Origin of the sequence: Metamycoplasma auris 15026 (assembly GCF_000367765.1) — a bacterium.
Classification (GTDB): Bacteria; Bacillota_I; Bacilli_A; order Mycoplasmatales; family Metamycoplasmataceae; genus Metamycoplasma; species Metamycoplasma auris_A.
In genome coordinates this window covers 21,384-35,834 of record NZ_AORI01000005.1, presented here as the reverse complement: position 1 = coordinate 35,834, position 14,451 = coordinate 21,384, and the positions used below count along the sequence as shown (strand labels likewise).

The following is a 14,451-nucleotide window of genomic DNA, read 5'->3' as shown; positions in this document are numbered from 1 at the left end:
CTATAATTTTATAGTATATAAATCCTTAATTATTTTAATTTATTTTAATTATGTAACTAATCTATCTTCTTCATTCTAAAAAGGAGGCAATTAATGTCCACTAATCCAAAAAATACTATTAACAAACTACTATTATTTTCCCTTATTCCCCTAACCTCTTTTTTACCTTTATTAGCAATTTCATGTAAAAAAGAAAAGAGTATTTCACAATCTTCTTTGATAAAAAATAAACTTCTAGTCCAAAAAGCATCCCTTATTAATTTATGAGATGCTAGTGCTGATGAAATTAAATTAAATGATAAATATGCAGCTAGTTATAAAAAACTTCGCAGTGCAATTGATATTGCTCTAAGAAGCAATGATACAAGCAAACTAACTGCTACTCTAAATGAAGTTGAAGACTTTATTAAAGAGGTTTTTGGTGACCCAAATAGCAAAAACAAAATTGATATAGTCGAATTATTAGATGCAATAAAACTTTATTGAGATTCATATGAAAGATTTGTTCAACTTATGCAATACAAATATATTGCAGAAGCATATACAAAAACTAAAGAAAAATATGAAAAAGAAGTTTTAACTTACCAAGGAAAAAAATACAACATTTATTTTGATGCTCCAGCATTAGTAAATATCTTAAAGAAAAAAGATATAGCCACTTTTGCACAAAGCTTAAAAGAAATTACTGACAAATTTGAAAATGAATTAAAGGATATTGTTAATGATTCTATTTATAATAATGCCCCTACTTTAGATGAAAGAATCTGAAGAAAACCTCGACCTTCTTTTATTAATGAAGTTCTACCTGCATTAGAAAGACTAATTAAGGATACCTGGGATAAAGAAACTTTAAGTAAGATTAAAAGTGGACAAACCTATGGCAATGTGTTATCAATGTTAAAAGAAGATGTAGCAAAGAATTATCATAATCTTCCCCAAGTTATTTTGGATGATAATTTATTCATCAATGACTCATATTTGAAAGAAAAATTATTCTTAAAAAATGGTAATGAATCTGACATATTAAATAAAGAACCTAGCAAAACTTTTGATGTTGAAATCCTTAGTCATCCTATTAACTTAAGATTTTTTAAAGAAAATCTAAGTGCAAAAGAAGTTATTAAATATCTGTGGTATGAAAAAGTAGTTCCTGAAATAACAACATATCACTCAGAATTAGTTATTTCTAACAAACTTAAAAGAACAATTAAAGAATATGAAGAAAGATTTCCTATTTTAAAAAATGCAAAATTAAGATATGATAACAAACCTTCACCAACAAAATATTCATATATTAAACCTAGTAGAGATAATTTTATAAATGATTGAGGTTATGTACCTAGAATAAATAGGCGACCTCATTCATTAGAATCTATTATAAAGGTTTCAATAGATAATGAAGACATTGAATTAGGATATTATGCTAAAAAAGAAGCAAACACTAAACCCACAAGATTTAAAGCAAAAAATGGAATAATATATACAACACTTGCTAAGGATTTAAATAATATTGATATAGGTTATGAAAACATTGAAGAAATACTTGAAATAGGATACTATAAAGATGAAACCACAGGTTTAATTAGAGCACCTAGAATGCCAAAACACATTGATAAAGTTCCAAAGCAACTTCCTGAAGTAGTAACTAGTATAAAAGAAATCTTTAAAGGCAATAATAGTTTTAAGATTGAGGGTATTGAGAAATGAGATACTTCAAGTATTAATAATATGGAGAGTGTTTTTGAAGATGCACCTAATTTTAATCAAGATATTTCAGGTTGAGATGTATCACAAGTAGAAAATATGTCTGGTATGTTCAGTCAGGCTCATTACTTCAACCAACCATTAAATGATTGAGATGTCTCAAATGTTAAAAATATGAACTATATGTTCAATGAAGCCACTTCCTTCAACCAACCATTAGATAAGTGAGATACATGGCAAGTAGAAACCATGGAAAACATGTTTTATAAAGCAACTTCTTTCAATCAAGATATTTCACAGTGAGACATAGCTTGTGTTCATATTATGAAAAATTGAAGTATCGCAGAGAATCCTGTATTAAGTATTATTAAGAGATATACTCCTACCCTATTCTATGATAAATCTAAATTGACTTTTTCAACAATTCCTCGTTTTCCAACAAATCATTTTTTTGTTACCTTTGGGAAATCATACGTGCCTACTACATACAAGTTAAGAAATGGAAAAATAAAGAAAACATATCATATTCACTTACCTAATTTAGCCTTTCACACAGACATTGAGGAAATTATTGAGATTGGATACTATAAAGAAAATGATCTATTTACAATGGTTAAAATGCCATACAACATTAATAAAGTCCCAAAATCATTACCATCTAAAATTACTAGTTTAAAAAATGCTTTTTCAGCAGTTGATACAAATCATATAATAGGTCTTGATGAATGAAATACTTCTAATATAGTTAATATGAGTCATACATTTAGAGGCTCTAAAATCAATCAAAATCTTAATAGTTGAAATGTTGAAAAAGTCACAGATATGAGCTTTATGTTCAAGGAAGCCACTTCCTTCAACCAACCTTTATATAAATGAAAACCTAAATCTCTCCAAGACATGACCATGATGTTCTATGGTGCCAAATCTTTCAACCAAGATTTAAGTGATTGAAAAGTAAAAAATGTTAAATCAAAAAGCAGGTTTTTTTGATACACCAACAATTGGCAAAGCTCAAGATGACCAAATTTTAGTGAGATATATAAGGAAATAAATTAAAAATAAAAAATCTTTGACTACTACATTATGTAGTAGTTTTCTATTGCAAATCTTGTAAACCTTTTTACTAGAAATCTGTAAAGAAAAAAAGTGTAATTTTGTAAAAAAAATTGTAGGTATTTAAACCTACAATTGTTTCTTTTGTTCTCCGAGTGCCCAGACACCCGAGGGTAGTTTGAAACAATAATCTACCTAATAATAGAGATATTTATCTCAACATTATTCTACCACTTTTCCTGTTGTTCTTTTCACCTATATGGTAGAAAAAGTGCTAATAAATATATTTATAAAACAACAAGATATGTGCATAAAATGTAAAAATTGTTGATAAATGTATTGAAAAATACTAAATAATCTACTGTTTGTACCATTGGCCTAACATAAGTAGCAATAGCTAATATATAAATTAATTTCAAATACTATTATTTTAATTACTAATATTAACTTAGGTTTTAGTGTTGTTTTATTCTGAGCAACCTAATCTAATGAAATGTTCTTTTAACTCATTAATTTCTTCTTTTTTTAGATTTAGTACTTTTAATTTATCTAAAGATATAAAATTGCTATCTCATGTTTCTTTATATATTTTTATAAAATCTATAATTTCTTTTTTAATATTGATATCAATTTCGCTTTCCCAAAGAAATTGAGTTTGATTATTTTGAAACCCTGTCACTTGTGAGAATCAAATGTTATTTGAGATTAGATTCTTATTTAATTTCAGCATTACTTTACGATAAATCTTATCATTAACTTTGACATTGTTTAAATTGCTTTTTAAGTCAAATAAATCTAAAAACATTTGTTTATCCATTATATTTATTACTGAGCAATTAATTGAATTACCTAGAAGTCCACTTTGGCCATAAATATTTTTATCTCTAATATTTGTATTTGTAATGTCTTTAAATGTTGCAAACCTATTATATTTATTAATTGTTTTAATTGGTAAATAATAGACTTTTTTATTAGAAAAAATTACTAAATAAGGGCGATTTAATTTCTTATCTTTTGCAGAAATATAAGTATTATCTTTATTTTTTGCAATTGGTAATACGTTATTTGTCAATCTATCTTTATAAATATGTGCTATTAGCGATTGAATCATATTAATAAATTATAAAATAAAAGCTGCCCCTAAAGGCAGCAGCTACTTTTTATTTTTTGACTAAGTTAATTTATAGTCCGGTCAGATAAAGTATAACTCCCGATACGCGTTTTTAGGAGTTTCTCGAAAAAGCTCACTCTCCAATTCCAACTAGAATTACCATTATTATAGCATATATTTCAATTTGGAATACTATATAAAGACAATAAATAATTATATATATGTTATTCTATTTAGTAATCTATTAAATATATCTTAGTAAAGATAGGAACCGAACTTAAAGAAGTATGTTTATGATTACTTTTTTTACACTAATAATTAATTCCCTATGTTAATAGATGTGTATAAATATAATAATGCTCATTTTATTTTCTTTTAGTTTTCTATCATAAATAAAAAAGCAATCTATAATTGGTGACTAATTATTCTATTCTTTTTTAGATGTTACTAGTTCTGTAACCCAATGAAAACAAAATATAAACTCCCTATACTTGTTTTTTAAAAGAAATCTGTAAAAAAAATGTAGGTAGAAAAACCTACATTCGTTTCTTTTTTTAACCCGAGTACCAGGATCGGAGAGTGGTTGAAACTAATCCACTAATAATCAAGAAAACTAAGTTTCTAAAAAATATTATAACACACATTTTTTGCTTCGGTTATTTTTTTATTTGAGCTAATAGAAGCCTACTAATATACAAGGGCATATAGTAACTTATAAATAATTTACTCATATTAGAAATTATAATAAAAAAACATAGGTAAATACCTATGTTTGGTTCACTCTCCTCATTTCGTAATCTCTAAGTCATACAGGGTCAGTAGAACCACACTGCCAATATAGTTCTTATTAGGAACACATTTATTATAACATATATTGTTTCTTTTGTTCCCGAGTGCCCAGACACCCGAGGGTAGTTTGAAACAATAATCTACCTAATAATAGAGATAATTATCTCAACATTATTCTACCACTTTTCTACCACTATGGTGGGAAAATGGTAGAAACTTAAAATTAATCTAAAGTTTATTTTATGCAAAATATATATTTTTGCAGTGTACAATTTCTTATTAGAATAAAACATTAGAATAAAAAAGTATGGACTTCCACATATTTTTGCGCTGTACAATTTCTTATTATAGTAAAACATAAATATCCACTTGTACTTTATCAAAAAAGAATGTGGATATTTTTTTATTAAATAAATTAACAAATTAATTGATAGTTTTGTTGGTCTCCAATTCCATTGCTCTTAGTTCATCTTCCAACTCATTAACAATTTCCTTAGAAACTCTTATTATTTGGTCAACAATTGCTCTTTTTTGTGAAGCATTAATATCCTTTAATCAACCTTTCATGTACTTAAAACTATGTTCTTTAACTTCAATGTTGATGTGTTTATGACAAGTATAAGCGACTAGTTCTGCTTGATATTCTTTAAGTCCTAAAGAAATCTTAGATTTATCATGTTCACATAGAATATGCGCATATTCATGGAATAAAGTGTTTAAGTTTTCATGAAGTTCATTAAGTTTGTTAAGTTTAATTTCTTTTAAAAGAAATGTAGTTTGTCCTTGAACAAGTCCCAGTGTTGCATCAGTATTAATTTTTCATCCCTTTCTTTCAATAATTCTTGAAAGAACATTAAAAATTATTGAACATTTTTCATCTAAAGTTGGGTCTGGTTTGTTTTTACGATACCAAGAATCGAAATAGTTTTTTGGATATTTTTCTTTAGGTAAAAAAGTTTGTGAAATATCAAATACATATGAGATTCCAAAACTTCTTAAAACATTTTGAACTTCTAGTTCATTATTTTTGATTTTTTGCAATATTGCATCATCCCATTTTTTCTTTGGAATAACCTTATTTTCAATTTCTACAACTTCAGCAAAAATAGGACGCAATATTTTTATTCCATGTTGACCTTTACGTACTTCTATATTGTCTTTTTTTCAATCTGAATAAGTCTTAACTATAGATGCTCCTTTATATTGCTTCTTTATTCAGTTAGTGTTTCTATACGAATATTTAGACTTAATTTGGGCACTAAAAGAAAGAAAATCTTGCATCTTATTAATATCTAAGAAATATTCATCTAATTCTTTGTTACTTTGTTCAATAAACTTTTCAATTTCTTTGTTAATTTCTTGCTTTTTTAATTCTTTTTTAGTAATAGTTTTTACTCCTTGTTTTTAATTTGTTTTTTATGATACTGTGCTTTCCAATGTTCTAATACATCAAAAACAGTTAGAAGTCTATCGTAGTAGAAGTCTTGATATTCTGCTTCGTCTGAGAATGGTTCGGGCTCACCATATGAATCACAAAGTTTGGCTAATTCCTTTAATTCTCCATATAAAAACAAACTAGTTTCATTCTTTTTTAAATTGCTGTCTAGTTTTCTTCATTTTTTTGTACCTTTTTTTACAATCAACACGAAAAAACATATATCTTCTTTCAATTTATTTGTTATTTAATATGAATCAATTCAAAGTTTGAAGATATAATTGATTTAAATAAGTCTTCAACATCATTTGTTTGCTGTTCTTTGGAATAATAATAGTTGGATAAAAATCTTGTTTTTGATGATGCTATATTTCTTGAGGATGAAATTAAAATTGGAAGTTCTTTAGTTGTGCGTGTTTCAATAATATTTATTAAATAATCCAAAAATCATTGAGGTTTTATGCCAAGTGTTAAGTTATTAATAATTAAGATATCAACTTTATTTAAATAACCTAAAACAACTCTTTTTTCATCAGGATTAGAAGAAATATAACTGTATAAATCATTGGCATTTAAGATTGCAACTGAGTTATTTAGTTGAATTGCTTGCAAACTTCCTATGTATTTAAGAATATTGCTTGCATACTTATTTTTTTCATCTCAAAATCAATAATTTGTTGATATTTTTCCATTTTTTGCAATCTTAACTAACTCATTTTTAATTGAAGTAGATTTAATATCACTACTCAAGGAAGATAAGTAATCCTTAAGCGCACTTTTGAACTTTAAAAATACTTTGTTATTTAAATCATTATCAAAATAAGACTGGATTATCGGATCTAATTCAGTTATGGAAGTTAATCAAAAATTATCTAATTTCTTATATTTGTTTAATCATTTGGATTCACTAAAATCTTCTGCTAAGTCATTATAAACATTGACATATAGTGAATATTGAGGTTCAGTGTTATTTTCGATTATAAAGTCATGATATCTTTGCAAAATCCCTCTTCCTTTTTTAATTTGTTGTTCACTTAAATTAAGTCTTTTTATTTCTTTTTGAATGAAATCCTTAGATAAGACTTCTTTTAGTAATGATTCTGAATCAAAGGGAGTTTTATCCAAATTAAAGACCTTACTTAAATCCATAAGTTATTGAGTTTCCTTTCCTTTTTTTAAAGCAATTTAAGTTAATTTATGTTGTTTTATTTAGTTGTTTAGGTTTTAATGTTATTAAAGACTTTTTTCTTTAATCCAAGAAAGAATATGACCTTCATTAAAATGATTTTCTAAATAAGAAGACATATACTCTGATTCATCCACTAAATATCACTCATATGGATTTGTGCCACTAGGATAAACTAAATCATCATCTGATGTAGAATCAACTAATCAAGGCAACTTTTTATTTCTTTTTTTGAATAATGCATAAAGTTCTCAATCAATTCATGTTAGGTTGTCATCATGTTCTTCTAATATTCCTTTTAGACCACCTACAGTTTCAAGATCGCACTCTTCAATTAGAAAGTTTAAATAATCAGCACCACATTCAAAATAATTAAAATGTTCCATATAGACTGAATTATCAAACTTCAACACAATATTTGTAAGTTCTAATAGTTTTTGTAATTCAGGTATTGTAAGTGTTTGGGGTTCAAGAACTTTGTAAATGTTATTTGAGAACTTTTGAGCATAAATTGGTGATTTAGCAATCTTGATTGCGTTATTAGAGATACTAATAACTAAATCCACATATTTTTTTGCATTTTCTTCAGTATACTCTTCTAATAAATCATCAATTGAAATATTGATATTATTTTTCATTTATCTCTTTATTTATTCCTTTCTTTATTTGTTTTTTATTGGATGTAATATTGTTATTTTTTTCATACTTTTTCTTAAGTACTAACTCAAGTTTCTTTTCTTCTAAATAATCTTTTAATTGAAAAGGATATAGCACAAGTAATTGTTCAATAGATTTTGAAACAATTCAAGTTTGAAAATCTTTTTCTATATTTTTAATTTGAATTGCTCTTGAACATTCATCCAGTTTAATATATAGTCTTGTATCTTGAACTTCTAATAAATCTTTAAGTAGATAAATATTGGCATCAATACCATTAGTTCTTAAATCGCTATCCATTTCTTCTCATAAATCATGAAATGAATGGATATCTTTATCTTTAAAGAAAATATTAGATAAAGGATGCTCTTCTACACTGCAATCAACTAAATCACTTGTGAACTTATAAATAGATACTAATGTATCAAAACTATTTTCAGAAACTAATTTAGTAATAACTTTAGACTTGATATCTTTATTTAGTTTTGAACAATTCAAGAGGATTTCTTTAATTAATTCATCATAAAGTGCCTTATCTTCATTATTTTTGAATGTTGACTTAATTTCTTCAAATGTTTTAAGATATTTTTCTTTCATCATATTTATTAAATATCCTTTCTATTATTCTTTTTAATCTTCTTTTCAAAAACTAATTTTGGTTGTAACTAATGTATCCAAAAATCTAATTAGAAGTGGTTTTGGGTTGTAAATAAGTCTTCAATCGTATGGATTTCTTTTTTTACCAACATAAACTAAGTCATTATTGCTGATATAATTTACTAATCATTTTGGATTAGTCTTTGTCTTTGTTCTTGTTGCTTCAAATTGATGGAAATCCACTATATTTAAATAACGTTCCTTCCCAGAAAGAACTTCTTTAAGGGTCTTAATTGTATGGATATTATTTTGATTTAAAAATGCATTATATAAGTTTGAATATGGATATGATTGAACATTAAAGTGTTTCATATAAACTCTATTTGAAAAACTTGCAGCATATTTAGACATTTTTTGTAGGTGGTCTAATTTATCAAATGTTATTCAATTATTTTGAAAAATCATAGTTAAACAATCACTAACAAATATCACTTCACTTTTTGCTTCAAACTCAATTTTTTTAAGATTTTTAAATAGTTTTTTTAATGTTTTAACATAGAGTCTAATTTTCTTGATATCTTTATAAGTTTTATTTATATGTGAATTAAAGTAGTTTATTCAAGAATGTACATTGTCTTTATAAACATTATGTGCAATACATCTATTTTTTAGTCAATCAAAGTCTTTTTCTTTAAGTCAATTAGTTTTATTTATCATATGCTTCTTTAACAGTCCATTACATCTGGGTCATCTAGATAGTCATCTACAGAAAAAGGATAATAACTTAATAAGTATTCAATTTCTTGGTCACTAACTCAGTCATGAAACTCTTTTTCAATATCATCAATTTCAACTCCACGATTATATCCATCTAATTTCACATAATTTCTTGTATCTTGAACTTCTAATAAATCTTTAAGTAGATAAATATTGGCATCAATACCATTAGTTCTTAAATCGCTATCCATTTCTTCTCATAAATGTTTAAATGAATGAATATCTTCTTTTTCAAAAAAGTCATCAGTTAGGTCATTGTATATAGCACCATGCTTATAAACATCACAAGTCATATAATATAAACTTATAATTTCATCCAAATCAGGGTTAGTTGCTAATCATTCAATAACTTTGATTTTAAATCTATCATTAAAATCTTCAAGTTTTAAGAATATTTTTTCAAGCATATCTACATAGAATGCTCTTCCTGGTTCAGTTTCTTTTGAAGATGCTATATTTGAAATATCATTAATATATTTTTCTATGTCAGCGAAATCAGTTTCATAAAACAAATTGTTTATACTATGTTTCAAACGATTTTTCATTATTAATTTCCTTTCAATTTTTAGTTTTTAAATAGTCTTATATGTGCGCTTATTAAATTGAAAAAATCTAGATTTTAATAGTTATCCTTGAATACTTTTTTAATTGCAAAAATCTCTTGATTGTCATTTACAAAATCATCTTTTGAATATGAATAGCATAGTATTAAATCTTGGATTTTAGACCCTGCAATTCAATCCATCAAATCATGTCTTAAAGATGAAATCAATTCTAAACGTCCTAAAGAATTAATTTGAACTAATGTATCTTTGTCTTTTAATTCATGATTAAAAGTCACTAAATCACTTGCTAATAAAACATTACCTAAGATGCCCTTTTCTTTTAATTCAGTATCAACTGAAGTTCATATTTCTTGAATTGTAAAAATACTATTGTTTTTGATAAACAAATCAAACAAAGTACATTTTTTAATATCGGAAGTAAGTCTTAATTCTTCTGTCATTTTTGCAATTTTAGATATTCAATTTAAGTTTTTAGATACTTTTAGTTCATCATAAATTAATTGAATAAAGTCTTCATCGAAGTCTTCTAAACTTGAAACTATGTTCTTAATTAATTCAACATAGATTTCTTGTTCTTTTGCAACCTTGAAACTTCTTGCTTTATTATTAAACATTCTATAAACATTTATATTCTTGCTATCTTCATATGCTTGCAATCATTTAATATGTTTTTTCTTAAATAACTTCTTCATTTTTAATTTCTCCTTTCAATATTATTTGGTTTAAAATATCAAGAATTAGGGCACTTGGAATTGAACTTCTTTGTTTGTAATTACCATTCAAAAAATGAGTTTTGTTGTATCCTTCTTTTAAAGTTTGTTTCTTTAGATTTAGTTGTATATTACTTAGAAAACAAGTTGGTTTTTTGCTGAAGTTTAAGTTGTAATTGTAATAATAAGTAATATTTCTAAAACCCTTAAAGTTTCAATGATTTGCAAAAAACTGTCATATTTTGCTATTCTCTGGATTTTCAATTACATAGGCTTTAGGCTTAAAAGTTTCTATGATATGAACTAGGCCTGAAGCACAGCCTTCTCCATTTAGCCTATTTCTTTCTTTTTTAATAAAGTCTCTAGTTTTATTAGGAACATTAACAGTTAATGCTCTGTTTCTATATCACTCTCTACTTCTTACTATTCACTTATCATTATCGTAAGTTTGGCTCATTCTGCAAGAACAATCTGCCATACTAAAACTTTCACATGGTGGTGATGCTAAAACAATATCTGGTTTAGGATATGTCTTTAATTCTTTTATTAATTTTTCATTAGTCAATGCCAAATCAAATTGTGTATAAGTTCAGGAAATATTTTGGAGTTTTTTAGTTGTTTCAAGTATTTTGTTTTTTCCAAACCCATAAGCATATACTGCATCATATCGACTAAAAACTTCAGGATGTTCTAAAATTGCATTAGCAAAACTACAATGATTGTCATCAAAAAGAAGTCATAATACTAACTTTTTCATAAGCTACTACTTTTAAAACTTAACTTAGTTTTTTTATAAATCTTTTAAAAAAGATATTTTAAAAAAAGCCCTTCGAAAAGAGCTCTCTCCAAACTAAGTTAAATCCTTTCTTTTTACACACATATATATAACAAGCGTAATGAGATTTAACTAGTTATTTAACTAACCACCTATTTTTGAACATGGCCAAATTTGGTGTTATTGAATCTAAGAATAATAAAGAAGCAATTACCGAAGCTTATAATACTGCCTTAAGAAATGGATATAATGTTTGAATTCTTCCAGGTCAATTCCATGAAGATAAAATTAAAACATGATTAGACACTCATAAAGAAGAAGTTAAGAAAAAAAACATTATCTTTATTGGCCAAGACTACACAGGAAAGAAAGAAAATGGATTCAACACTCCTGGATATTCAATCTTCCAAGAATTTAAAACAAAAGAAGCAGGGTTTGCTGCAGGATATGCAACTGCTGAATTCCTATCTAATGAAGAAAAGAAAGAAGATAGAACATTTGGAACATTTGGTGGATCAATTCATGCTTCAGTAACTGACTTTATCGAAGGTTTCTTAAAAGGTGTTCTATATTGAAATACTAGACCAGATCACAAAGACAAGAATAAAACCTATTCAGTGACAAACACCATTGACTTAGATTCTGGTTTTGAACAAACTCAAAAAATGGATGCAACAGTTAAGAAAATGATTGCATTGAACCCTAAGATTATTCTTCCTGTTGCCGGAATTGCTTCAACTCTTGTTCTTCAAGAACTTGAAAAGAAAACAGGCAAATATATGATTGGTGTTGATGCTGACCAAGGATTTGCAGCAACACCAGCTCAAAAAAACTTAGTGTTTACATCAATTATTAAATCTTTAGGTCAAGCTACATATGATGCTCTAACACAAATTACTAAGGTAAAAGATCCAGCAAAATTAAAAGAAAATCTAGGTGGTTTTGAACTTGGTAAAGCTGATGGAAAAATGTTTGAAGGTTACAACAAAAACTGAGTTGGTGTAACTAAGACCCACATTAAAGATAAAAAAGAATTAGCTGACAAAGCACTAGAGTTAGGTGAAGAAGTATTTAGAAATTTAAAAGAAAACGAAAAGAAATGATTAAACTCATCTAAGATGGTCAACATCGATGGTCAAGAAGAAAGTAATCTTGGTCTTTCTGAATTACTAAACAAGCTTGCTGCTGAAATAAACAAAAATAAATAATTACAATGTACGCTGTTGAATTTAGAAACATAACTAAAGAATTCCCAGGTATTGTTGCAAATGATAATGTGTCCTTTAAAGTAAAAAAAGGTAGCATTCATGCACTAATTGGGGAAAATGGCGCAGGAAAAAGCACTTTGATGTCAATATTATTTGGACTTTATGAACAAACAAGTGGTGAAATCCTAATTAATGGCAACAAAGTGCTTTTTTCTGGACCAAACGATGCCAATGCCATTGGTATTGGAATGGTACACCAACATTTTAAATTAGTTAATGTGTACACAAACCTTGATAATATCATTCTTGGAGATGAATGAACATCAAATTTAGGTGTTATTAACCGTGATATAGCAATTAAAAAAATTAAAGCTCTTCAAAATAAATACAACTTATATTTTGATTTATTTCAAAAATCTGGAGAAGCTACAGTTGCAACTCAACAAAAAGTTGAAATCATGAAGATGCTATATCGTGGAAATGATATTCTAGTATTTGATGAGCCAACTGCAGTTTTAACTGACGAAGAAATTCAAGGTTTATTAAAATCATTCGAAATTTTTAAGCAAGCAGGCAAGACAATAATTTTCATATCTCACAAATTAAAAGAAATAAAACAAGTAGCTGATACTGCTACAGTTTTAAGACTTGGTAAAGTCACTGGTAATTTTGATATGAAAAAAGCTTCATTGGATGAAATTATTTCTGCTATGGTTGGAAGCCAAGTAGTAGAAATTAAAAATGATTCCAAATGTGAAAGAAAAGATGTCATTCTTTCAGTAAGAAATGTATATACTCAAAAACTAAGAAAAAATCTTCACAATATTTCATTTGATGTTCATGCAGGTGAAATCTTTGCAATTGCTGGTGTTGATGGCAATGGTCAAAATGCACTAGAAAAAATCATTAGTGGTATGGAAAAACCATCTAAAGGTTCAATTCATATGCGTCTAAAGAAGCAATTGAAAAAAAATGATGATCAAGTTAATATTGATGAATATGAACTAAGAGATATCACTAACACAAATACATATACTAGAAGCATCAATCATATGGCATATATTCCAGCGGATCGTCACCACCATGGAATTATTCTTGATTTTAGTATCCAAGAAAACTCTGTTATTAGAAGACTATGAGATAAGCAGTTCCAAACATTTGGGGTTTTAAAACCTAAGAATATCAATAAATTTACCAAAGAAATTATCGCAAATTATGACGTGCGTAGCTCTCAAGGACCAAAAAGTATAGCGCGTTCCCTTTCAGGTGGAAATCAACAAAAATTCATTGTTGGTCGTGAAATGATGTTTGACCATGATTTCATTTTAATAGTTCAACCAACTAGAGGTATGGATATTGGAGCTATTACACATATTCACTCCCAAATTCTTGAAGAAAAGAAAAAAGGCAAAGCTATTTTATTAATATCATATGAATTAGACGAAATAATTGCTCTTGCTGACACAATTGCAGTTATAAATGAAGGAAGAATTCTTTCCATTAATGATGCAAGAAAAATATCAAGAGAACAAATTGGTAGTTTTATGTCAGCTTCCTCAAACAAAGAAGAAACATGATTTAATCCAAATGATATTGAGGATTCAAAAATTTCCTATATTTCATTTATAAATAAGAAATACAACTATGAAATTGAGCAATTAATTCTTCAATTGGTATCAATTAAATCAGGTCTTTTAATTGCTAAAAAAGCAAAAGATGCTGATAAAAAATCTATTGAGGAGTTAACTAACAAATATCTAGAATTAAAAAAGACACTAAAAGATTTAAAGAAAAATCACAAGTTAGAACTATCCAAAGTTAAAACTTCATTTAATGAAATTTATGAAGCACAAATAAATAAAATAGAAATGGAAGGAGTTTAG

General features: G+C 26.7%; 13 protein-coding genes. 3 read left to right on the top strand and 10 right to left on the bottom strand.

The features are described 5' to 3' along the window. Nucleotides 1-93 precede the first annotated feature (93 nt). Entirely contained in the window at nt 94-2,760 is a 2,667-nt protein-coding gene (locus MAU_RS03400; RefSeq protein WP_004423704.1) for a BspA family leucine-rich repeat surface protein, read from the top strand. Between the two features lie 463 nt (nt 2,761-3,223). On the opposite strand, the gene MAU_RS00875 is transcribed toward MAU_RS03400, so the two are convergent. From MAU_RS00875 to MAU_RS00830, 10 genes are all read right to left on the bottom strand, one after another. After that, the gene (locus tag MAU_RS00875) at nt 3,224-3,868 is read right to left on the bottom strand and encodes an Mbov_0400 family ICE element protein (RefSeq protein ID WP_004423701.1); all 645 of its coding nucleotides are present in this window, start codon (nt 3,866-3,868) and stop codon (nt 3,224-3,226) included. 1,212 nt (nt 3,869-5,080) lie between these two features. After that, nucleotides 5,081-5,938 (bottom strand): ArdC-like ssDNA-binding domain-containing protein, encoded by an 858-nt coding sequence (locus tag MAU_RS00870; RefSeq protein ID WP_040543803.1) that lies wholly within the window; start codon nt 5,936-5,938, stop codon nt 5,081-5,083. A 110-nt stretch (nt 5,939-6,048) separates the two neighbouring features. Next, entirely contained in the window at nt 6,049-6,300 is a 252-nt protein-coding gene (locus MAU_RS00865; protein ID WP_152414842.1) for a hypothetical protein, read from the bottom strand. A gap of 35 nt (nt 6,301-6,335) precedes the next feature. Continuing rightward, nucleotides 6,336-7,241 (bottom strand): hypothetical protein, encoded by a 906-nt coding sequence (locus tag MAU_RS00860; protein ID WP_004423695.1) that lies wholly within the window; start codon nt 7,239-7,241, stop codon nt 6,336-6,338. Nucleotides 7,242-7,325: 84 nt separating this feature from the next. Further along, nucleotides 7,326-7,916, bottom strand: a complete 591-nt coding sequence (locus tag MAU_RS00855) for a hypothetical protein (RefSeq protein WP_004423692.1) — start codon at nt 7,914-7,916, stop codon at nt 7,326-7,328. Next, the gene (locus tag MAU_RS00850; protein WP_004423688.1) at nt 7,906-8,535 is read right to left on the bottom strand and encodes an Mbov_0392 family ICE element protein; all 630 of its coding nucleotides are present in this window, start codon (nt 8,533-8,535) and stop codon (nt 7,906-7,908) included. Before MAU_RS00850 ends, MAU_RS00855 begins: the two co-directional genes overlap by 11 nt. A gap of 30 nt (nt 8,536-8,565) precedes the next feature. After that, nucleotides 8,566-9,249, bottom strand: coding sequence for a hypothetical protein (locus MAU_RS00845; protein WP_004423685.1), 684 nt, complete (start codon nt 9,247-9,249; stop codon nt 8,566-8,568). Between the two features lie 8 nt (nt 9,250-9,257). Continuing rightward, the gene (locus MAU_RS00840; RefSeq protein WP_004423682.1) at nt 9,258-9,854 is read right to left on the bottom strand and encodes an Mbov_0392 family ICE element protein; all 597 of its coding nucleotides are present in this window, start codon (nt 9,852-9,854) and stop codon (nt 9,258-9,260) included. Nucleotides 9,855-9,928: 74 nt separating this feature from the next. Beyond that, a complete protein-coding gene (locus tag MAU_RS00835) occupies nt 9,929-10,567 on the bottom strand; it encodes an Mbov_0392 family ICE element protein (protein WP_004423678.1) in 639 nt (212 codons plus the stop codon). Continuing rightward, nucleotides 10,551-11,342 carry a hypothetical protein gene (locus tag MAU_RS00830; protein WP_004423675.1) on the bottom strand — a complete coding sequence of 264 codons (792 nt, stop codon included), beginning with the start codon at nt 11,340-11,342 and terminating at the stop codon, nt 10,551-10,553. Before MAU_RS00830 ends, MAU_RS00835 begins: the two co-directional genes overlap by 17 nt. A 182-nt stretch (nt 11,343-11,524) precedes the next feature. On the opposite strand from MAU_RS00830, the gene MAU_RS00825 reads away from it, so the two are divergent. Together MAU_RS00825 and MAU_RS00820 are read left to right on the top strand one after the other, a co-directional pair. Next, complete coding sequence (locus MAU_RS00825) at nt 11,525-12,568, top strand: BMP family ABC transporter substrate-binding protein (protein WP_004423672.1); 1,044 nt, start codon at nt 11,525-11,527, stop codon at nt 12,566-12,568. 5 nt (nt 12,569-12,573) lie between these two features. After that, a complete protein-coding gene (locus MAU_RS00820; RefSeq protein WP_004423669.1) occupies nt 12,574-14,451 on the top strand; it encodes an ABC transporter ATP-binding protein in 1,878 nt (625 codons plus the stop codon).